Below are 18,539 nucleotides of genomic sequence, written 5' to 3'. Positions count from 1 at the left end.
GGTGCACGGGACTGCGTACGGCGACCTCCCGGGGCACCGACCGTCCCGCCGTCGCCGGAGGAGACACACCATGACAGTCCCCGCGTCGCGGGTCCGTCGGCGGCCCGCCGTACCGGGCCGCACGCTCGCCCTGGTACTGGTGCTGGTGCTGCTGGCCCCGCTCGGGTTCCTCTTCGTCCAAGCCGAGCGCGACTCCGCCGACGACCACGACCTGGCGAGCCGGGAACGGCTCGGCGTCCGCTACCTGCGCGCCCTCGGGCCGGTCACCGACGCGCTGGTGGAGGCCCAGGCGATCGCCGTCGCCGAAGGTACCGTCTCCCGGGCCTCGCTCGCCGCCACCATCGAGGGCGTCGCGGCGGTCGACAACGCCGTCGGCGACCAGTTGCGCACCCACGAACGCTGGGCCGGGCTGCGGGCCAAGCTGGAGTCGCTGCCGGACCGCGGGATCGGTGACCCCGAGGCCACGTACCGGGCCTACGGCGAGGCGTCCGACCTGCTGCTGGCCCTCTACCACAAGGTGCGGGAGAGCTCCGGCCTGATCCGCGACCCGCGCGCCGACTCGTTCTTCCTCCAGGACGGCATCGGCGGGGACCTGCCCACCGCGACGGTGCTGGCCGGGCGGCTCGTCGACCTGGCCCGGCTGGCCGCCAAGCGCCCCGCCGCCGACCGCGCCCGAGCGGGCGCGGAGCTGGTCGAGCTGCGCGTCTCCGCGCTCGGTCCCGCCACCGACCTGGTCGCGGACCTGCGCTCGGCGGTCGACAGCTCGGAGAGCACCGACCTGGGCGCCAACGTGCTCACGCCGCTGGACACCTACCAGCGTTCACTGGAGACGTTCGCGGTCTACTCCGCACCCGGCGCCGGCCGGGCCGCGCCGAGCCCCGACCAGCTCACCCGCGCCGGGATCAGCGCGCAGAACGCCGCCAAGCAGCTCCGTACGGTCATCCTCGACCAGCTCGACGCGCTGCTGCGGGACCGGCTCGACGCCCTGGAGCGGGACCGGTTGCTCGGCCGGATCGCCGCCGGGGCGGCGCTGGCGCTGATCGCCGGGATCGTCGCGCTGCACGTCGCCGCGCTGCGCCGGGACCGTTCCCGGGCCACCCCGGCACGCCGCGAACCGGCCGAGGCCGCGCCGACGGTCCACCCGGACCCACCGGTGGCCGCGCCCGGGGCCGACCGCCAGCCGGTCGCGGTGGGGCACGGTGGCGACGCCGACCGGTGGAGGCCGTTCGATGCTGCTCGGTAGGTTACGCATCCGGGGCAAGCTCGCCCTGCTGGTGATCATTCCGCTGCTCGGCGTGGTCGGACTGGCCGTACCGGTCGTCATCGACCGGGTGACCGCCGCCCAGCGGGCCGCCGACACCGCCGAGACCGTCCGCGTCGCCAGCCGGGTCGGCAGCCTGGTCCAGGACCTCCAGCAGGAACGCCTGCTCTCGGTCGGGCTGCTGCTCGGCCGGGTGAACCGCACCGAGCTGATCCAGAAGTCGGCCGCCGTCGACGACCGGGTCGCCGACCTGCGCGCCGAGCCGCTGCCGGCGGCCGTCCGCGACAGCCTCGGCGGGGTACGCCGGCTGGCGGACGTCCGGACCGCCACGCTCGCCGGTCGGTCCACGCCGCAGCAGATCCTGACCGTGTTCGGCCAGGTCGACACCGCCCTGATCGACGCGCTGCGGCTGCCCTTCCAGGTGGACACCGACACCGCGGCTGGACGCCAGGTGCTCGCCCTGGACTCGCTGCTGCGCGTCGACGAGGCACTGAGCTCGTGCACCACCCTGATCGTGCTGGTCAAGGCGACCGGCGATCCGCAGGTGGCCCGGTCGTTCGTGGCCTGCATGGCGGGTCTCAACGTCGACAACCGGCGGTTCCGCCAGCTGATCACGCCCGAGCAGCTGAAGGTGGCCGAGCTGGACGACGCGGCGGTGGCCGCCCGGACCAGCCCGACGTTCCTGGTGGACAGCCTCCGGGACCCGGACGAGGCGATCGCGCCGGTGCCGCTGGACGTGCTGTTCCCCTCGGCCCGGTCGATGATCACGCTGGGCCAGTTCGTGGAGAAGAAGGTCGTCGCGGACGTCATCGCGGAGACCCGCGCCCGGGAGCGGGCGGCGCTGACCGCCGCCTGGCTGGTCAGCCTCGCGGCGGCGGCGATCCTGCTGGTCGTGGTGCTGCTGAGCATGACCGTGGCGCGTACGGTGGCCCGGCCGCTGAGCCGGCTCACCCGCTCCGCCGAGCGGGTCGCCCGGGTCACCGAGGCCGAACTGACCCGGGTCGCCGACGACGAGTCCGAGACCGTCCCGCCGGTACGCCTCGACCCGGTGGAGGTGAGCGCCCGGGACGAGATCGGCGACCTGGCCCGCGCGTTCGACCGGGTGCAGCACACCGCAGCCCGGCTGGTCGAGCGGCAGGTCGCCGGGCGGCGCAACGTGGCCCAGATGTTCGGGCACGTCGGCCGACGTACGCAGAACCTGGTCGGCCGCCAGATCGCGCTCATCGACCGGCTGGAACGGCAGGAGACCGACCCGGGCCGCCTGGAGCACCTCTACCGGCTGGACCACATCTCCAGCCGGTTGCGCCGCAACGCGGGCAGCCTGGTGGTGCTCTCCGGTGCCACCGGCTCGGACGGCCACGTGGCGCCGGTCCCGCTGGCCGACGCGGTCCGGCTCGCGCTCGGCGAGATCGAGGACTACACCCGCGTCGACGTGAAGGTCCCGCCCGGCGTGGCGGCGGCCCCCGCCATCGTCGGCGACCTGGTGCTGACGCTCGCCGAGCTGATGGAGAACGCCACCGTGTTCTCGCCGCCGCACACCCGGGTAGTGGTGACCGGTGAGCTGACCGACGGTGGGGCGCGGCTGGTCGTGGTCGACCACGGCATCGGCCTGACCGGGGACCGGATGGCCGAGGAGAACACCCGGTTCACCCGGCGGGAACGCCTCGACCTTGCCCCGACCGAGGTGCTCGGCCTGTTCGTGGTCGGCCGGCTGGCCCGCCGGCACGGCTGGAGCGCCCGGCTGAGCCCCACCCCCGGTGGCGGCGTCACCGCAGCCCTGGAGATCCCGCGCGCCTCGCTCGTGATCCGCCGCCCCGAGCCGGTCGGCGTCAGCGCCGGCCGGGCTGCCGTGCCCGGCGCCCGCGAGTCGGACCCGCCGGCCGTGGAGGCGTCGGGCGGCTTCGACGCCGAGCTGCTGAGCCGGGCCACCCGCAGCATGTCCAGCGGCCACCCGTGGAACGCCTTCGGCCACCAGGCCGACACCGCGGAGCCGGCCGAGGACCCGGGTCCGGCCGCCAGCGGCCCGCCTTCGGCCTGGGCGGCCCCGGCCACCCGGCCGGCCGGACCGGCGGCGCGACCCGGTCCCGTCTCCCCGCCGACACCGGTCGTCGGCCCGGCCCCGGCCGCTCCCCCGGCCGCCGGGCTGGCGACCGGCCCGACCCTGACGCCACCGGCCACCCGCCCGACCCTGGCGCCGCCCACCCGGCCGGCACCCGCGCCGGCGATCGTGCCGCCGCCCGGGCCGGCACTCACGCCGCCGCCCGGTGGCGCCCACCCGCCGGCTCCCGCCGGGCCACCCTCGGCCATGCCCGCGCCGACCGGAGCGAACCCGGTCGGCCCGCCCGCCGGCCGGCCGGGTACCCGGGCGCCGATCCGGCAGCGGATACCGGGCGCGAACCTGCCGGCCGCCCCGCCGGCCGCTCCGGCCGGACCGCTGATCGGCGACCCGGCGGACCCGTCAAGCGCCCGGGCCCTGGTCGAGGCGTTCCAGGACGGGGTACGGCGGGCCGAGAGCGACGTCGACCAGGCGCCCCCGGGTACGGAACCGCCCCAGCTCAGCCGCCGGGTGCCCGGCGCGAACCTGTCCGTCTCCCCCGCGCAGTCCATGTCCCCCACCAGTGCCGACCTCGGCGACCCCGGCGAGGTCCGCGACCTCATCACCGAGTTCGAGGCGGGCGTCGCCCGGGCTCTGCGCGAAGTCAGTCCCGCCCGCCGTCACGAAGAGGATCCGACACGGTGACCAGCCCATTCCTGCACGAAAACGTCGACCAGAACGCCACCGGGGAACTCAGCCCGGAGGCCCGCACGTTCAACTGGCTGCTCGACTCGTTCACCTCCAGCACCGCCGGGGTCGTGGAGGCGATCGCCGTCTCCGCCGACGGGCTGCTGATGGCCATGTCGGCGATCAAGGACCGGTCCAACGCAGAACGGCTCGCCGCCGTGGTCTCCGGCATGACCAGCCTCGCCGGTGGCGCCGCGAGCTGGTACGCGTTGGGTGGCCTCAACCGGGTGATCGTGGACATGACCGAGGGCTACCTGCTGATCAGCGCGATCAGCAGCGGCTCGGTGCTCGGGGTGGTCGCCGACCGCTCGGCGAACCTGGGCACCGTGGCGTACGAGATGACGCTCTTCGCGGGGCGGGCCGGCGGCGCGCTGACCCCGCGCCTGATCGCCGAGCTGAAGAACGCCGTGCAGCAGTGAACCCGGAGCTGGCCGGCGCGGATCCGGACCCGGAACCCGGGGTCCGGATCCGACCGTACCTGCGGTCGCCCGCCCCCGGTGCGGAGGCGGACCAGGCCGGCGGGGAACCGCCCGGCCTGCGGCCCTTCGTGCTGACCGCCGGCCGGGTTGACGGTGACCCGGCGATCGGCCTGGAGACCCAGGTGACCGCCCGGCCGGGCAGCGCCTCCTGGGCGGTCATCGGCCGGCTGGCCCCCGAACTGGCCACGATCGTCGTGCTCAGCGCCGACCCGATCTCGGTCGCCGAGATCTCCGCCCGGACCCGGATGCACTTCGGCGTGACCCGGGTACTCGTCGGTGACCTGCACGACGCCGGCCACCTCGACGTGCACGTCGGCGACCACGACGACGCCCACGACCCCGACATCATCCTGCGAGTGATTGATGGACTTCGTGCGATCTCCTGACTGGCCGGCGGCCGCCCTGGGCGGGTCGGTCGCCAACAGCGCCACCGCCCGCTACGGCGGTCCGGCCGCCCCTGGTTCCGTCCCCGGCCACGCGGCCGCGCCACCCGCGCCGCCGCCCGTGCCGCCTCCGCCGCCGTACCGGCCGACGACGCCGGACAGCGCCGGGCCGGGCCGCTCGGCGACCAGCCGGGCGCCGATCCCCGTGAAGATCCTGATCGCCGGTGGCTTCGCCGTCGGCAAGACCACCACGGTGGCCGCCATCTCCGAGATCGCCCCGCTGACCACCGAGGCGCAGATGACCACCGCCGGCATCGGCGTGGACGACCCGGGCCTGGACTCCGAGAAGACCACCACCACGGTGGCGATGGACTTCGGCTGCGTGACCATCGATCGCAGCCTCAAGCTCTACCTCTTCGGCACCCCCGGGCAGTCCCGCTTCGGGTTCATGTGGGACGACCTGGCCCGCGGCGCGCTCGGCGCGCTCGTGGTGGTGGACAGCGCCCGGCTGGACCACTGCTACCCGGCGATCGACTACTTCGAGCGGGCCGGCCTGCCCTTCGCGGTCGGCGTGAACGCCTTCGACGGCCGGTTGGCGCTCGACCTGCCCTCGATCCGCTGGGCGCTGGCGATCGGCGACCACGTGCCGCTGGTGCAGTTCGACGCCCGGGACCGGCTCTCCGTACGGGACGCCCTGCTGGTCGTCCTCGACCGGGCACTGGACCGGGCCACCCGGGATCAGGGTGCCTGATCCGGTCCTTCAACCCGTTTCACGCGGAAGGGGTGACGTGATGAGAGGTGAACTGGACGAGACCCTGGCTCGACTGGCGCGCCGCGAAGAGCTGCGCCGCCGGACGCCGGGCCCCGGGGAGGACGGCGAGGAGGCCACCGCCGGCGGGGCGGCCCCGGTCACCCGGGACGGGCACGGCGCGTACCGGCTGCGGGGGGCGCCCGGGCCGGAGCAGCAGGACCCGGTCGAGGAGATCGCCGAGGCGGTCCGCCGGGTGGTGGCCGGGCATCCCGGCGTGGCCGTCACCCTCCGGGTGGAGCAGGACGGACGGGCGTACCCGCTGCGGATCTCCTGGTCCGGACCGGAGGTCACGGTCGAGCCGGCCGCCGCGCCGGCCCCGCCGCCGACCTGGCCGATGTCGGTGAAGACGGTGCCCGCCCCCGGCCAGGACGGGGTGGCCACCGACCCGGCGGCCCGGCTCGCCGAGATGATCCGGCGCGACCCGTCGTTGCTGGAGGACATCGGCCCGCGGTGAACCGCCCGCGCCGCACGGCGGGACGCCGGCGGCTACTGTCGGGCGGGTGGCGGAACCGGACCTGACCCTGACCGCGAGCCTGCGGCCGGCGGCGCTCGACGCCCGGCGCGGCGTCGTCCGCCTGCACCCCGAGGTGCTCACCGCGCTGGCGCTGCGCCCCGGCGACCCGGTGCGGCTGGCCGGGCGGCGGGTCACCGCCGGCATCGTGGCGCCGGCCGAGCCGACCGCGAGCAGCGTCCTGCTCTACGCCGACGACCTGCTGCTGGGCAACCTCGGGCTCCGGGACGGCGGACAGGTGACGGTGAGCCCGCTGCCGGTCACCCCGGCCCGGCGGGTCACCCTGACCGGACCGGTCGGGGTCGTCGCCGCGGTCTCCCCCGAGATGCTCCGGCTCGCCCTGCTCGGCAAGGTGGTCACCGCCGGCGACGACGTCTCGCTGCTGCCCCAGGACGTGCTGCCCGACGCCGCCGTCCGCGGCCTGGTCGAGGCCGCCCGGCGCAGCCTCGCCAACACCGTCGGGTACGCCTGGACCAGCACCCTGCTCACCGTGGTCGCCGCCGAGCCGGCGGCCGGTGCGCTGGTCACCATGGACACCGTGGTCGGTTGGGAGCACGGCCCGGCCACCCGGGGATCCGGCCCGGGTGGGCCGGACGCGACCGGGCCGCGCGCGGGCGACCGGCCGACCGGTGCGGGGCCGGGGTCCGGTCCGGGCCTCACCCGCCCGGCCGAGCCCGCCGCAGCCGGCGGCCGGACCGGGGCGGACGCCGATGCCGGCCGGGCCGGGCCGGCGCCAGGCACCGTCGGGTTGGTGGGGCCGGCGGACGCGCCCGACGTCGACGAGCTGCCCGGCCTGCGCCCGCAGGCCGAGGAGCTGACCGAACTGCTCGACCTGGGCTTCCACCACCGGGAGGTGCTGGACCGGCTCGGCACCACGGTTTCACTGGGTGTGCTGCTCAGCGGCCCGGCCGGCTCGGGCAAGTCGGCGCTGGTCCGGGCGGTCGCCGCCCGGGTCGGCGCCCGGGTCTGCCCGCTCTGGGCGCCGGAGCTGGCCGCGCTGAGCAACGACGCGGCGGCCCGCCGGCTGCGCGAGGCCGCCGCGGCGGTACGCGCCGGGGCGCCCGCCATCCTGCTGGTCACCGACGTGGAGGCGCTGGCCCCCGCCGCCGAGCCGGGCCCGGTGGCCACCGTGTTCCGGCAGGTCGTCGCCGAGACCGTCCGGGCCGGGGTGGCCGTGGTCGGCACCACCGGCCGGCCCGAGGCGGTGGATCCCGCGCTGCGCGGCCCGGACCTGCTCGCGCTGCGGATCACCGTCCCGCTGCCGGACGCGGCGCTGCGCCGGGAGCAGCTCACCGTGCTCACCCGCCAGGTCCCGCTCGACCCGGACGTGCGGTTGGACGAGGTGGCCGGGCGTACCCCCGGGTTCGTGGCCGCCGACCTGGCCGCGCTGGTCCGGGAGGCCGGGGTGCGCGCGGCGCTGCGGCAGAAGGCGGCCGAGACGCCCACGGTGGCGATGGCCGACTTCACCGCGGCGCTGGAGGTGGTCCGGCCCACCACGATGGCGGCCTCCACCCTGGAGTTGGCCTCGGTGACCCTGGACGACGTCGGCGGGCTGCACGAGGTCAAGGAGACGTTGACCGAGTCGGTGCTCTGGCCGCTGACCTATCCGGACACCTTCGCCCGGCTCGGCGTGACGCCGCCGCGCGGGGTGCTGCTCTACGGTCCGCCCGGCTGCGGCAAGACCTACCTGGTCACCGCGCTGGCCGGCTCGGGGCGGGCGAACGTGCTGTCGGTGAAGGGCGCCGAGCTGCTGTCCAAGTGGGTGGGCGAGAGCGAGCGGGCGGTCCGTGAGCTGTTCCGCCGGGCCCGCGAGGCCGCCCCCACGCTGGTCTTCCTGGACGAGGTGGACGCGCTCGCCCCGGTGCGCGGCCAGTCCAGCGACGGGGGCACCACCGACCGGGTGGTCGCCGCCCTGCTCACCGAGCTGGACGGGGTGGAGGCGCTGCGCAACGTGGTGGTGGTCGGCGCGACGAACCGGCCGGACCTGGTGGACCCGGCACTGCTCCGCCCGGGCCGGCTGGAACGCCTGGTGTACGTGCCGCCGCCGGACGGCCCGGCCCGCGCGGAGATCCTCCGGTCCGCCGCCCGGAACGTCCCGCTCGCCCCCGACGTGGACCTGGCCGCCCTCGGCGCCGAGTTGGACGGCTTCTCCGCCGCCGACTGCGCCGCGCTGATCCGGGAGGCGGCCCTCGCCGCGATGCGCGAGTCGTTGGCCGCCGCCACGGTCACCGCCGCGCACGTGCAGAGCGCCCGGACCCGGGTCCGCCCCTCCCTCGATCCCGACCAGCTCGCCCACCTGGCCGCGTACGCGCAGCAGCGGGCGGCCCGCTGAGCGGCCGGCACCGCACGCGGTCGCCCGGTTCAGTCGGTCGGCAGCAGCGGACCCAGCGGGCCGAGGTCCAGGTTGAGGTCCTCGGGGGCGAGACCGAAGTACTCCCGGAGCTGGGTCATCTGCTCCTCCAGCGCCATCAGCGTGGCCCCGATCCGCTCGACCTGCTCCTCGGTAAGGTCGCCGAGGTCGACCCGGCGCAGCGCCTGCCGTTCCATCAGCTGCCGCAGCAGCTCCACCACGGTGAGCACCAGGCTGGCCAAGCCGCGCTCGACGGAGTCCCGGTCGACCGCGAGCCGGCGCTCCAGCGGCCGTACCCGGGGGGCCTGCCACCGCGGCTCGCCCAGCGCGGCGGCCAGCTCGGCCGCCTCGTCCCGGCCGGTCACGGCTGAACCGCCAGCGGCGGTGGCGCCAGCGCGCCGACCGACGCGACCAGCGCGCGCAACGAGATCCGGACCAGGTCGACGTCGGCGATGGCCAAGGTGATGTCCCCGGTGATCACGACGCCGGTGGCGAGCACCCGGTCGAGCAGGTCGACCAGGGCCACCGGCCGGTAGGCCAGCGGGTCGTCGGCGCTGCTCGGCGCCAGTGAGGTCACGCCCATGCCGGCTCCGCCTCCGGTTCCGCCACGAAGGAGTACGGCGGCCACGGGCCGGTCGGCTCCAGCCGCAGCTCCGGGTGCCGCCCGGTCAGCTCCCGGACCAGCACGGCGAAGCCGTCCAGCCGGTCCCGGTCGACCAGGTACGCGCCGTTGAGCACCATGGCGGTCGGCGCGCCGGACAGCCGCCGGTCCTGCGGGGCGTGCCGGCGGGCGGCGGCCGCGTACCCGGCGAGGGCGGCGTGCACGGCGGCGGCCGCGTCGGCGGCGAGCCGCTGCCCCTCCTCCCGGGCGGTGAGCTGGGCCTTGCGCCGCCGCAGGTACGCCGCCCCGGACCCGCCCCCGCCGACCCGTTCCTCAGCGCGGGGCGTCGCGCCGGGCACCAGGTACCCCTTGACGCCCCACTCCTCGCGGCCGGTGAGCCGGGCCAGTGTGCCGGCCAGTTCGTCCCGCCGTTCCCGCAGCACCCGGGTCACCCGGTCGTCGTCGCGGTGCACGGTGGCGAGCCGGGCCGGCACCACCGTGCCGGACCGGGCCAGCGCGTCCACCACCGCGTGGTGTGCCCGGGCGGCCCGCTCCAGCCAGCCCAGGTCCTCCAGGTTGCGGCGCAGCGCCTCCTCGCCGTACTCGGCCAGCGGCGCGTCGCTGACCACGGCCACCAGGCCGGCGGCGGGCACCGCCCGGGCCGGCGTGCCGGCGATGCCGGTGAGGCCGGCCAGCGTGGCGGGGACGACCTCGGCGGTCACCCCGTGCAGCCAGACGCCGTTGCCGGTCGGGGCCGGCTCAGCCGTCGTGCTCATCCCACTCCTCCCTCGCGGCGCGGGCGGCGACCCGGGGCCGCCGGGACGCCTCGACCTCCTCCGGATCGCGCGGCCCGGGCTCGACCGGTGGGCGGGCCCGGGAGCTGAGCCACGGGTCGTGCTCCCACCAGTCGATGCCGATCTGCCGCGCGGTGTCCACGGAGGCGATGACCAGGCGCAGCTTCAGCGTCAGCAGCTCGATGTCGAGCAGGCTGACCCGGATGTCGCCGGCGATGACGATGCCCCGGTCGAGCACCCGTTCGAGGATGTCGCCCAGGTTCGCCGGCTCGTGCCCGGCCGGCAGCACCTGGCCGGAGTTCTGCACCACCGGAGGCGTCGGACCCAGCGTCATCTCAGTCCTCCTTGCCCCGCTGGTAGCGGCGGGTCCGCCGGTAACCGAGCAGGCTGCCGGTCATGTCCAGCTCCACCTCGTAGCGGCCGAGCAGGTCGGTCGACGAGGGGATCCGGTGGTGCTCGACCACGTCCACCCCGATCCGCCAGCCGTCGTCGGTGGGTTGGATCGAGGTGACCCCGAGCGGGTCCCTGCCGGTCAGTTCGACGATCTGGCGCAGCCCTTCCCGGGCCGCGTCGGCGGCGCTGACCGCCTCCTCGTCGCCCTCGTCGAGATACCGCTCCTCGGTCCGGCCGCCCCGGTCGCGCCCCCGCTCGCGGTCGCCGTCGCCCCGGATCCGTGCCGTCATGGTCCTCCCCCTCGTCCGCGACGCGCCCCGCCGTCCCGGCCGCCGGTCCCCCGCCGGGCGGGCGCCGGCCGGCGGGGGCCGGCAGCCCGCCGGGGCGGGGCGCCGCCGCCTCCGGCGGCCGGCCTGGTCAGGCGGTCCAGCACCTGCTGCTGCCGCCGGTCCCGTTCCTCGGGCGGGAGCTCGCCGGCGGCCGCCGCCCGATCCAGCTCCTCCAGCTCACGCCGGACGTTGACCGGGCTGTGCTGCTGCGACTCCGCCTCCCGGGCGATCACCTTGACCACGGCGGTCAGTCCGCGCACCGGGGCGTACGGCAGGGTCAGCAGCGCCCAGAGGAGGTCCACGGCTCACTCCGCCAGTTGGTGCGCGCTGACGAAGTCGTACGGGGCGAGCGGGCCGATCAGCCGCATCCGGATCAGGTCCCGCCGCTGCTCGGCGAAGTCCTCGACGGCCCGGACGAACTCGTCCTCGTCCTCCTCGGCCACCAGGAAGGCGACCCGTACCGCGTCCAGCTCGTGGCTGGGCGGCAGGGGTGCCTCGGCCACCGCCGCCCGGCCCACCGCGTCGGCCAGGTCGCGGTTCTCCGCCTCCCGGCGCAGCTCCACCGCCTGGCTGATCATCTCGCCGAGCCGGATGCGCTGCTCCCGGCTCTCCGCCTCCGGCCGGCCGCGCACCTCGTCGGCGAGGGCGGCGGCCGAGGCGTTCTCCGCCAGGAAGCCGCCGATGAACTCCTGCTCGTCGAAACGCCCGTGCACGGTGTACTGGAGCCGGTCGGCGAACTCGTCGAGGGCGGCGGCGAACCGGTCGTGGTGCGCGGCGAGCAGGTCCTCGACCGCGTCCTCGCCGGTCACCACCGTGCCGAACCGGACGGGTAGCACCGGCGCGACCGCCGCCGTCCCGTCCAGCAACCGCTCGTACGCGGTCAGGTCGGCCGGCCGGCCGAGCGGCTCCTCCAGCCCGACCGCGCTGGCCAGCGCGGCCAGCTCGCCGTGCCGGATCGCGATCACCTCGCCGGGCGGGGAGCCGACCCCTTCGGCGTCGGGGGTCGGCTCCACGTCGGACGGCACGATGCCGTAGATGAACAGGCCGTTCCGCGGCGCCATCTCAGCGCTCCCCGTCCCGCCGCCGGCGCGGCCGTTGCCGGTCCCGCTCGGCGCCGCGGTCGCGGATCGAGTCGGCCACCGCGCCGCTGATCTCCTGGGCCGCCTTGCCCAGCCCGGAGATCGCCTGGCCCTTGCCGACCGCGGCGGCCGTGTCGCCGACCAGGTCCGGCAGTCCCTTCTGGTCCTTCGGCGTGATGCTCAGCCGGTCGACGGTCTCGGCGAACCGCAGGTACGTCTCGAGGCTGGCGACCGCGATCCGGGCGTCGATCTCCAGGAGCTGGATGCCGACCACGCCCACCGACACCTGCGCGTCGATCACCACGCCCTTGTCCAGCACGGTCTCCACGACGTCGGCGAGGGCGCCCTCGCCACCGCCGCCGGTGCGTTCCAGCGCGCTGCCGGGCTGGCCCGTCGTCGTGGCCGCGGTCATTCCTCACCCTCCTCTCGCCGGCGGCGGACCACCGGCCGTCGCGGGGGTTCCGCGGTACGCCGCACCGGGCGCGGGCGCTCCTCGCGGGGTTCGCGCGGTTCGCGGGGCTCCCGGGCCGCGCGCTGCGGGCGGCGGGGCCGCTCGGGCTGCCGGCGGGGCGGCGGCTCCTCCTCCTCGGGCTGCTCGGCGTACTCGTCGTCGTCGAAGTCGTCGCCCTCGTCGTACGCCTCGTACTCCTCGTCCTGCGGGGGGCGGCGGCGCTGCGGCGGGCGCCGGCGGCCGCGCTCGGCGGGCCGGCGCTCCTCGGCCGGCTCCTCCTCCGGCTCCTCCTCGAACTCTTCCGGCTCTTCCTCGGGTCGGCGGCCCCGGGCGGGCCGTTCGCGCGCCGCCCGCTCCTCGCGCAGCGCGGTCTCGTGGTCCTTGACCACCTGGGAGTCCTCGATCTCGCCGCGCCAGCCCTCGACGGAGTCCGGGTCGAGCACGGTCTGGGTCATCACGTGCCGGACGAAGTGCTTCAACTCCAGCCGCACCCGGCGGCCCTGGGCCCGCCACAGGTTGCCGGTGTGCTCGAACAGGCCCTGCGGGTGGTACTCGAGCACCACCAGGATCTTGGTGAGGTCCGGGCCGACCTCGTGGAAGCTGACGGTGCCGTCCACCGAGCCCTTCTCGCCCTTGGACCGCCAGTGGATCAGCCGGTCCGGGATCTGCCGGACGATGGTCGACTCCCAGCTCCGGTGCGACCAGAAGACCTGCGCCTTCCAGGTCATCTTCTCGTCGGAGTCGCAGTCGGCCTGCTCCACCTTCTTCATGAAGCTGGGGAAGTCGCCGAAGGTCGTCCACTGGTTGTAGGCGACCCGTACCGGCACGCCGACCTCGATCGTCTCGACGATGTTGGTGACCTTGAGCTTCTTGCCGCCACCGCCCTTGCCACGCCCGCCGCCACCGCCGAACGCCGCCATCACCTTCTCCTTACCGCCGGCCACGCCGGCATGGAACATGGCCTTCATCGGGGAGTGGCCCTCGGCGAGCTTCTGTGCGCCGGTGGCGGCGGCGACCAGACCGGGTCCGCCACCCTGCTTCGCGTAGTCACTGAGCCGGCCGGTGGCGCCGGTGACCCGTTCGGTCACCACCTGCACCGCCCGCTCACCGATCGCGGCGGCGAGGTTGCGCAGCTCGCCACCGAGCTGGTCGCGGGCCCTTCCGGCGAGGTTGTCGGTGGCCATGGTCACCGCCCCCGCTGACCGCGGCGGGCGACCGGAGCCTCGCCCCGGCCGCCATCGCCCCGGCCGCCGTCGTCGCGGGCCGCGGGCTGGTCGTCGAGGTCCGGCTCCTCGTCCGGGGCCGACCGCTCGTCGGACGCCGGTTGCGTGCCGGTGCCGCCGGACGACCGGCGGCGCAGCGCGTCGGCGCCGTCCCGCAGCTTCCCGCTCAGCACGTCGATGCCGTTGCCGGCGGCGGCGCTCGCGGCGGCCCGGCCGGCGGTGGCGAGCGGTACGCCCAGCTTGCTCAGGTTTCCCAGTTGCGGGTTCGCCCCGACCAGGTCGGTGGCGACCTTCTTCAGCCCGCCCGGCTGCTGGCTGGCCCGTCCGGCCGCCACCGCGGCGGCCAGGGTCAGCGCCGTACGCATCTTCTTGCGGCGGCCCAGGAGGTAGCCGAAGCCCACCGCCAGCGCTACCCGTGCTCCGCTCTTCATTCAGCACTCCTTCGCTCCCCGGCGGAAGCGGACACCACTCGTGGTGCAGACCCGGGAAAACAGCTACCGGGGATCAGCGGAAATGGGTCTGCGACCGGCGTCCCCGTATCAGCGGACCCGGCGGGCAGTACCCGGGCTGGGCAGCACAAAACATTTCTTTGCGCCGGCCCCGGCGGGGTTTGCGGCGCTATTCGGAAGGCATGCCGAGCGGGGCACAAAGCACCACAAACCGGCCAGACACGTCGCCCCGAGCAGGGACGGTAGATAATTGCCCGAAGACAATCAGTCGGCTTCAGTGGGCCGGAAGCGTCGAATCCAGACACATTTGCGCGTGCAGCTTGCCGTCCTTTTCACGCAATTCCGCGCCGCATTTTTTCAGCACCGAAATGGCCCCGGTGTTGTCCGGCGTCGTCTCCGCCACGACGGTGTGCATTCCGGCCGCCGCCGCCACGTGCAGCAGCTCGCGCAGGGCGGCCGCGCCGAGGCCCTGACCCCGCGCCGAGCGCCCCAGCCACATGCCCGTCTCCACCGTGCCCGGCTCGTCCCGGCGGGTCATCCGCACCATGCCGACCACCTCGCCGCCGGCGACGATGGCGTACATCTGGGTGCGGGTGGGGCCGCCGAGGCCGCCGAAGCTGGCCCGGTGGAACTCGCGGAACGCGTCACGACGGGCCAACGACCACCCGGCCGGCGCCTGCACGGGGGGCATGACGTCCTCGGGGTCGGCCTCAGCAGCCGCTACGGAGAGCAACGGCTCCAGGTTCCGCTCGTCCACCGGCTCCAGCCGTACCGCACCCGTCACGAGCCGCAGTCTGCCGGTCGAACCGGCTCCAGTCCACCGCTTTGGGCGGGGACTGCCGGTCCGGCCGAGGGTGCCGTCCGGTCGTACCCCCGGGGTGTTCCGCCTCACGCTGCGTTGTCAGCCGACCGGTCGTACTTGCGTGAGGGTGCTCACGGAAATTCGCAGAGGACCACCGAGGCGTCGTCGGTCCGCTTGTGCCGGCGCAGCCGATCGGCGTGGTCCCGTTCGGCGGCCCGGACCCGGGCGATCAGCCCTTCCGGCCCCTCCCCGGCGGTCACCTCCAGCAGCCCCGCCCAGTCGAAGAGGCCGAACTGCTCGACCGCGCAGGACGCGCCGTCGCTGAGCAGCGCGGCCCGCCGCAGCGCGCCGGCCCCGCGCAGCGGCAGCGTCCCGGTCACCGCGTGGTACGCCGCGTCCGGGTCGCTGGCGGCGGCCCAGTAGCCGTGGGTCCGGTTCATCCGGGACCGCTGCCCGGTCACCGCCCGGCGGAACCGGGTCATCGGGTCGACGTCGTCGGGCAGCGCGTCGGCCGCGCGACGCAGCTCCGCCACGGCGGCGTCCAGCCGGTCGTCGGAGACCACGCTGACCTGGTCGCCGGTGTCCAGCACCAGCGGGCTGTCGCAGAGCACCAGGTAGTCGACCTGGTCACCGCCCTCCCGCAGCAGGCAGACCGTGGAGGACGGGGTGCCCGGATGGTCGAGGTCGCACGCGTCGCCGTGGTCCGCGCGGACCGCCAGGATCGCCGCCGCCAGGCTGCTCATCAGGGTCGCCGCCGGCCGGGCCGCGACGGCCAGGCCGATCCGGGCGGCCAGGTGCCGGACGTACCAGGACGGACCGTGCACGCAGCCGGTCTCGAAGCCCTCCGGCACGGTGGCGCCGTCGAGGACCCCGACCAGCGGCCCGAAGCGGAAGACCAGGTCCTCGTTCTCCAGCCGCCCGGGCGCCGGGTCGGACGCGGAACGCACCCGCATCATCGGCGCTGTCCCGACCGGCCGCGCCGGCACACTCCCGGTCGGGTACCGGCGATCTGGTGCCCCCATCGGTCTGCTCCCTCCGTCGCCGCCCGCCGCCTACCCGGCCCGGCGGGGCCCATGCCGCAGCGCACTCGCGCAGTGGATCCTTCCGGTGCCGGGACCGGGGCGGTCAGCGGCGCCGGCTGCGGGCCCGGGACGAGCGCAGCCGGCGCAGCCGGCCGATCAGCACCGGCTCGGCGGCCAGCGCGGCCGGGTGGTCGAGCAGCCCGTTGAGCAGCTGGTAGTACCGGGTCGCGGAGAGCCCGAAGGTGTCCCGGATCGCCTGTTCCTTGGCGCCGGCGTGCTTCCACCACTGCTGCTCGAAGGCGAGGATCCGCCGTTCCCGCTCGGTCAGTTCACCCGCGGCGGCCGGGGCCGCGTCGCGGTCCGGGCGACCGGCCTCCACCGAACCGACGGGTGCGGCGGCGGCCGGGTCGGTGGTCGCGGCGTCCGGGGCGGCCGCAGGGGCCGGTGCGGCATCCGCCTCGGCGTCGGGGGTGGCCTCGACGGCGGGTGCGGAGCGGGGTGGCGGAACCGTGGCGCCGGCGTCCCGGCGGGTGACGGCGGCGGAGCCGGACGGCTCGGGCCGGTCGGTGGCGGCCGGGGAGGCGTCGGCGGGCATGGCGCTCCTCGGAGGGTCGGCGACCGGCGCGGCGGCGACCGGCCGGGGGGATCCCAGCCTAACCAGGGTCCCCACCGGCCGCATCGGACGCGCGGTCCGCGCCGCCGACGGCGGCGCGGACCAGGGCGTCCCGGATCAGGTGATGTCCCGCCGGCGCATCGCCCAGAACGCGGCGACCAGCACGACCGCGGTCCCGAGGCCGAACACCAGGGCGGAGTCCTGCCAGGTGACCAGCAGCTCGCCCGGCTGGCACTCGCCCTTGGCGAACTGGCAGGCGTCGTAGTCGAAGAGCTTCACCTGTTTCATGAACCAGGACTGGGCGTACGTGGACAGCACGTACCGGTCGCCGAACGGCACCCCCAGCACGCCCATCGCGATGCGGATGCCGACCTCGCTGATCGCGAAGACGGCCACCGCGGCGCCCAAGGCCATCGCGGTGTGCCGACCCAGCGAGGCGAGCGCGAACGCCACCGCGGCGAACGCCAGGACGAGCCCGACCGCGCGCACGCCGTCCAGCCCGAACGACCGCCAGACGCCCGGAGTCATCTTCGCGGTGGTGCCGGAGACGGTGCCGATCAGCCAGAACGCCGCCGTCCAGAGCGCGCCGAGCAGCACGGTCACCCCGAGCACGGTGGTCAGCACGGCGGCCAGCTTGGTGCCCAGCACGGCGAGCCGTTTCGGACGCCAGAGCAGCAGGTTCATCATGCCGCCGGTGCTCCACTCGGCCCCCACGAAGGAGGCCCCGACGATGAACGCGAAGAGCGCCATCGCCCCGGCGAAGACGGCGATGAAGGTGGAGAACTCGGCCCGGAAGTCGAACTGGTACGGCAGGTTCCACTTCGGGTCGAACATCTCCGGCTGCGGCTGGAAGTCCCGGGCACAGTTCGGCCCGAAGCGGTCCTCGGTCTCCTCGCCGCGGGCCTGCGCGGCGTCGCAGTCGGCGACGGCCCGCTGCCAGGACTCCAGGGCCCGGTGGTACTGGGCGTCGGCCTCGACCTGGGCCGCCGCCACCACCTCGGGCGAGAGCTTGTGGCTGGAGAAGCTGAACGCGGTGGCCACCCCGGCCAGGCCGAGCACCAGCAGGACCAGCAGCAGCCGGGTGAGCCGGCGCTTGGCCAGCCGGCGCAACTCGGTGACGAACAGGCTCATGCGCCCCAACCTCCCGCGGTGCTGCCGGCGCCCGGCTCACCGACCCTCATGGACTGGTCGACCTGCCGGTGCTGGCCGGGGACCGGCGCGGTGGCGGTCAGCTCCAGGAAGACGCTCTCCAGATCGACCGCGACCGGGGCCAGCTCGCTGACGTACAGGCCCCGCTCGGCGAGCAGTCGGGTGACCGTGGCCGGCTTGTCGACGCCGGCCAGCATCAGGTGGTCCGGTTCGGTGGCGGTGACCCGCACCCCGGCCCCGGTCAGCGCGTCGGCGGCCTGCGGCAGGTCGGTGACCGCCTCCAGCCGGACCCGGACCGCGCCCTGCGAGTGGGCGGCGAGCACCTCGTCGACCGGCCCGTAGGCGACCCGCCGGCCCAGCGAGATGATGGTGACCGAGTCGCAGATGAGCTGGATCTCGCCGAGGATGTGGCTGGAGAGCACCACGGTCATCCCGCCGGCCGCCAGGTCGCGCATCAGCGTACGCATCTCCCGGATGCCACCCGGGTCGAGGCCGTTGGCCGGCTCGTCCAGGATCAGCAGCTTCGGGTTCTTCAGCAGCGCGGAGGCGACCGCCAGGCGCTGCTTCATGCCGAGCGAGTAGGTCTTCACCCGCTCGCCGGCCCGCTCGCGGAGCCCGACCAGTTCCAGCACCTCGTCGACCCGCTGCCGGGGCAGCTCGCCGGCGGAGGCGAGCAGGGCCAGCGTGTCCCGGGCGGAGAAGTGCGGGAAGAACTGCGGGCTCTCCACGATGGCGCCGATCTGGCCGGCGACCGCGGGCAGCGAGTGCGGCAGCTCGTGGCCCAGGATCGCCATCCGGCCACCGTTCGGCCGGATCAGGCCGAGCAGCGTCCGCAGCGTCGTGGTCTTGCCCGAGCCGTTCGGTCCGAGGAACCCGTGCACCTGGCCGGCCTCGACCCGCATGTCGAAGCCGTCGAGCGCGTGACGGGTCCCGCGTCTGCGGCTCCGGTACGTCTTACGGAGACCCTCGATCTCCAGGACAGCCGTCAAGCTGACCTCCCCCGATATGTAGGCGACAGCGGACACCATACGCGGTATGCAGCCGCTGACAATACCTG

The 18,539-nt window shown here is 75.4% G+C and carries 21 protein-coding genes and 1 pseudogene; 7 read left to right on the top strand and 15 right to left on the bottom strand.

Annotation, left to right across the window (positions count from 1 at the left end):
• Nucleotides 1–70 precede the first annotated feature (70 nt).
• From AB0I11_RS25415 to AB0I11_RS25385, 7 genes are read left to right on the top strand one after another with little or no spacing between them, the layout of a single operon-like run.
• A complete protein-coding gene (locus AB0I11_RS25415) occupies nucleotides 71–1,243 on the top strand; it encodes a hypothetical protein (protein ID WP_357325402.1) in 1,173 nt (390 codons plus the stop codon).
• Nucleotides 1,230–4,001 (top strand): nitrate- and nitrite sensing domain-containing protein, encoded by a 2,772-nt coding sequence (locus tag AB0I11_RS25410; protein ID WP_357325399.1) that lies wholly within the window; start codon nucleotides 1,230–1,232, stop codon nucleotides 3,999–4,001. The genes AB0I11_RS25415 and AB0I11_RS25410 overlap by 14 nt, the downstream gene beginning before the upstream one ends.
• Nucleotides 3,998–4,462 carry a roadblock/LC7 domain-containing protein gene (locus tag AB0I11_RS25405; protein ID WP_046564265.1) on the top strand — a complete coding sequence of 155 codons (465 nt, stop codon included), beginning with the start codon at nucleotides 3,998–4,000 and terminating at the stop codon, nucleotides 4,460–4,462. Before AB0I11_RS25410 ends, AB0I11_RS25405 begins: the two co-directional genes overlap by 4 nt.
• Nucleotides 4,459–4,908: a DUF742 domain-containing protein gene (locus tag AB0I11_RS25400; RefSeq protein ID WP_357325395.1), complete on the top strand. Its 450-nt coding sequence runs from the start codon at nucleotides 4,459–4,461 to the stop codon at nucleotides 4,906–4,908. Before AB0I11_RS25405 ends, AB0I11_RS25400 begins: the two co-directional genes overlap by 4 nt.
• Nucleotides 4,886–5,656, top strand: coding sequence for an ATP/GTP-binding protein (locus AB0I11_RS25395; RefSeq protein ID WP_357325392.1), 771 nt, complete (start codon nucleotides 4,886–4,888; stop codon nucleotides 5,654–5,656). The genes AB0I11_RS25400 and AB0I11_RS25395 overlap by 23 nt, the downstream gene beginning before the upstream one ends.
• A gap of 40 nt (nucleotides 5,657–5,696) precedes the next feature.
• Nucleotides 5,697–6,170 carry a hypothetical protein gene (locus AB0I11_RS25390; protein WP_357325389.1) on the top strand — a complete coding sequence of 158 codons (474 nt, stop codon included), beginning with the start codon at nucleotides 5,697–5,699 and terminating at the stop codon, nucleotides 6,168–6,170.
• A gap of 46 nt (nucleotides 6,171–6,216) precedes the next feature.
• Nucleotides 6,217–8,559: an AAA family ATPase gene (locus AB0I11_RS25385; RefSeq protein ID WP_357325386.1), complete on the top strand. Its 2,343-nt coding sequence runs from the start codon at nucleotides 6,217–6,219 to the stop codon at nucleotides 8,557–8,559.
• 29 nt (nucleotides 8,560–8,588) lie between these two features.
• Here AB0I11_RS25385 and AB0I11_RS25380 read toward each other — a convergent pair whose 3' ends face one another.
• The 15 genes and pseudogenes from AB0I11_RS25380 to AB0I11_RS25310 all read right to left on the bottom strand — a co-directional run bounded on the left by AB0I11_RS25380 (nucleotide 8,589) and on the right by AB0I11_RS25310 (nucleotide 18,471).
• The gene (locus tag AB0I11_RS25380; protein WP_357325383.1) at nucleotides 8,589–8,942 is read right to left on the bottom strand and encodes a gas vesicle protein K; all 354 of its coding nucleotides are present in this window, start codon (nucleotides 8,940–8,942) and stop codon (nucleotides 8,589–8,591) included.
• Complete coding sequence (locus tag AB0I11_RS25375) at nucleotides 8,939–9,160, bottom strand: gas vesicle protein (RefSeq protein WP_357325380.1); 222 nt, start codon at nucleotides 9,158–9,160, stop codon at nucleotides 8,939–8,941. The genes AB0I11_RS25380 and AB0I11_RS25375 overlap by 4 nt, the downstream gene beginning before the upstream one ends.
• The gene (locus AB0I11_RS25370; RefSeq protein ID WP_357325377.1) at nucleotides 9,151–9,954 is read right to left on the bottom strand and encodes a GvpL/GvpF family gas vesicle protein; all 804 of its coding nucleotides are present in this window, start codon (nucleotides 9,952–9,954) and stop codon (nucleotides 9,151–9,153) included. The genes AB0I11_RS25375 and AB0I11_RS25370 overlap by 10 nt, the downstream gene beginning before the upstream one ends.
• Nucleotides 9,938–10,306, bottom strand: coding sequence for a gas vesicle protein GvpJ (gene gvpJ, locus AB0I11_RS25365; protein WP_357325374.1), 369 nt, complete (start codon nucleotides 10,304–10,306; stop codon nucleotides 9,938–9,940). The genes AB0I11_RS25370 and gvpJ (AB0I11_RS25365) overlap by 17 nt, the downstream gene beginning before the upstream one ends.
• 1 nt (nucleotide 10,307) lies before the next feature.
• The gene (locus AB0I11_RS25360) at nucleotides 10,308–10,655 is read right to left on the bottom strand and encodes a gas vesicle protein (protein ID WP_357325371.1); all 348 of its coding nucleotides are present in this window, start codon (nucleotides 10,653–10,655) and stop codon (nucleotides 10,308–10,310) included.
• Nucleotides 10,652–10,996 carry a gas vesicle protein GvpG gene (locus AB0I11_RS25355; protein WP_357325368.1) on the bottom strand — a complete coding sequence of 115 codons (345 nt, stop codon included), beginning with the start codon at nucleotides 10,994–10,996 and terminating at the stop codon, nucleotides 10,652–10,654. Before AB0I11_RS25355 ends, AB0I11_RS25360 begins: the two co-directional genes overlap by 4 nt.
• Before the next feature lie 3 nt (nucleotides 10,997–10,999).
• On the bottom strand, nucleotides 11,000–11,755 hold the full coding sequence (locus AB0I11_RS25350; protein ID WP_357325365.1) for a GvpL/GvpF family gas vesicle protein: 756 nt from the start codon (nucleotides 11,753–11,755) through the stop codon (nucleotides 11,000–11,002).
• Nucleotides 11,756–11,963: 208 nt separating this feature from the next.
• Nucleotides 11,964–12,146: pseudogene (gene gvpJ, locus AB0I11_RS25345) on the bottom strand (gas vesicle protein GvpJ); the annotation flags it as partial.
• 35 nt (nucleotides 12,147–12,181) lie between these two features.
• Entirely contained in the window at nucleotides 12,182–13,408 is a 1,227-nt protein-coding gene (locus AB0I11_RS25340) for an SRPBCC family protein (RefSeq protein ID WP_357325362.1), read from the bottom strand.
• A gap of 2 nt (nucleotides 13,409–13,410) precedes the next feature.
• Nucleotides 13,411–13,878 (bottom strand): hypothetical protein, encoded by a 468-nt coding sequence (locus AB0I11_RS25335; RefSeq protein ID WP_357325359.1) that lies wholly within the window; start codon nucleotides 13,876–13,878, stop codon nucleotides 13,411–13,413.
• 292 nt (nucleotides 13,879–14,170) lie between these two features.
• Entirely contained in the window at nucleotides 14,171–14,680 is a 510-nt protein-coding gene (locus AB0I11_RS25330; protein WP_357325356.1) for a GNAT family N-acetyltransferase, read from the bottom strand.
• A gap of 149 nt (nucleotides 14,681–14,829) precedes the next feature.
• Nucleotides 14,830–15,651: a hypothetical protein gene (locus tag AB0I11_RS25325; protein WP_357325483.1), complete on the bottom strand. Its 822-nt coding sequence runs from the start codon at nucleotides 15,649–15,651 to the stop codon at nucleotides 14,830–14,832.
• 172 nt (nucleotides 15,652–15,823) lie between these two features.
• Nucleotides 15,824–16,315 carry a DUF3263 domain-containing protein gene (locus tag AB0I11_RS25320; protein ID WP_357325353.1) on the bottom strand — a complete coding sequence of 164 codons (492 nt, stop codon included), beginning with the start codon at nucleotides 16,313–16,315 and terminating at the stop codon, nucleotides 15,824–15,826.
• A 135-nt stretch (nucleotides 16,316–16,450) separates the two neighbouring features.
• On the bottom strand, nucleotides 16,451–17,464 hold the full coding sequence (locus AB0I11_RS25315) for an ABC transporter permease subunit (protein ID WP_357325350.1): 1,014 nt from the start codon (nucleotides 17,462–17,464) through the stop codon (nucleotides 16,451–16,453).
• Nucleotides 17,461–18,471 carry an ATP-binding cassette domain-containing protein gene (locus AB0I11_RS25310; RefSeq protein WP_357325347.1) on the bottom strand — a complete coding sequence of 337 codons (1,011 nt, stop codon included), beginning with the start codon at nucleotides 18,469–18,471 and terminating at the stop codon, nucleotides 17,461–17,463. Before AB0I11_RS25310 ends, AB0I11_RS25315 begins: the two co-directional genes overlap by 4 nt.
• Nucleotides 18,472–18,539 lie beyond the last annotated feature (68 nt).

It is taken from the genome of Micromonospora sp. NPDC050495 (assembly GCF_040655175.1).
GTDB lineage: Bacteria > Actinomycetota > Actinomycetes > Mycobacteriales > Micromonosporaceae > Micromonospora.
The sequence above is the reverse complement of the archived record's forward strand: the minus strand, read 5'-3'. Positions and strand labels throughout refer to the sequence as shown.

Bases quoted from the DNA above. Each gene is read 5' to 3' on its own strand.
- AB0I11_RS25415 (WP_357325402.1), top strand. From the start codon at position 71: ATGACAGTCCCCGCGTCGCGGGTCCGTCGGCGGCCCGCCGTACCGGGC.
- AB0I11_RS25410 (WP_357325399.1), top strand. From the start codon at position 1,230: ATGCTGCTCGGTAGGTTACGCATCCGGGGCAAGCTCGCCCTGCTGGTG.
- AB0I11_RS25395 (WP_357325392.1), top strand. From the start codon at position 4,886: ATGGACTTCGTGCGATCTCCTGACTGGCCGGCGGCCGCCCTGGGCGGG.
- AB0I11_RS25390 (WP_357325389.1), top strand. From the start codon at position 5,697: ATGAGAGGTGAACTGGACGAGACCCTGGCTCGACTGGCGCGCCGCGAA.
- AB0I11_RS25375 (WP_357325380.1), bottom strand. From the start codon at position 9,160: ATGGGCGTGACCTCACTGGCGCCGAGCAGCGCCGACGACCCGCTGGCC.
- AB0I11_RS25370 (WP_357325377.1), bottom strand. From the start codon at position 9,954: ATGAGCACGACGGCTGAGCCGGCCCCGACCGGCAACGGCGTCTGGCTG.
- gvpJ (WP_357325374.1), bottom strand. From the start codon at position 10,306: ATGACGCTGGGTCCGACGCCTCCGGTGGTGCAGAACTCCGGCCAGGTG.
- AB0I11_RS25360 (WP_357325371.1), bottom strand. From the start codon at position 10,655: ATGACGGCACGGATCCGGGGCGACGGCGACCGCGAGCGGGGGCGCGAC.
- AB0I11_RS25350 (WP_357325365.1), bottom strand. From the start codon at position 11,755: ATGGCGCCGCGGAACGGCCTGTTCATCTACGGCATCGTGCCGTCCGAC.
- AB0I11_RS25340 (WP_357325362.1), bottom strand. From the start codon at position 13,408: ATGGCCACCGACAACCTCGCCGGAAGGGCCCGCGACCAGCTCGGTGGC.
- AB0I11_RS25335 (WP_357325359.1), bottom strand. From the start codon at position 13,878: ATGAAGAGCGGAGCACGGGTAGCGCTGGCGGTGGGCTTCGGCTACCTC.
- AB0I11_RS25325 (WP_357325483.1), bottom strand. From the start codon at position 15,651: ATGCGGGTGCGTTCCGCGTCCGACCCGGCGCCCGGGCGGCTGGAGAAC.
- AB0I11_RS25320 (WP_357325353.1), bottom strand. From the start codon at position 16,315: ATGCCCGCCGACGCCTCCCCGGCCGCCACCGACCGGCCCGAGCCGTCC.
- AB0I11_RS25315 (WP_357325350.1), bottom strand. From the start codon at position 17,464: ATGAGCCTGTTCGTCACCGAGTTGCGCCGGCTGGCCAAGCGCCGGCTC.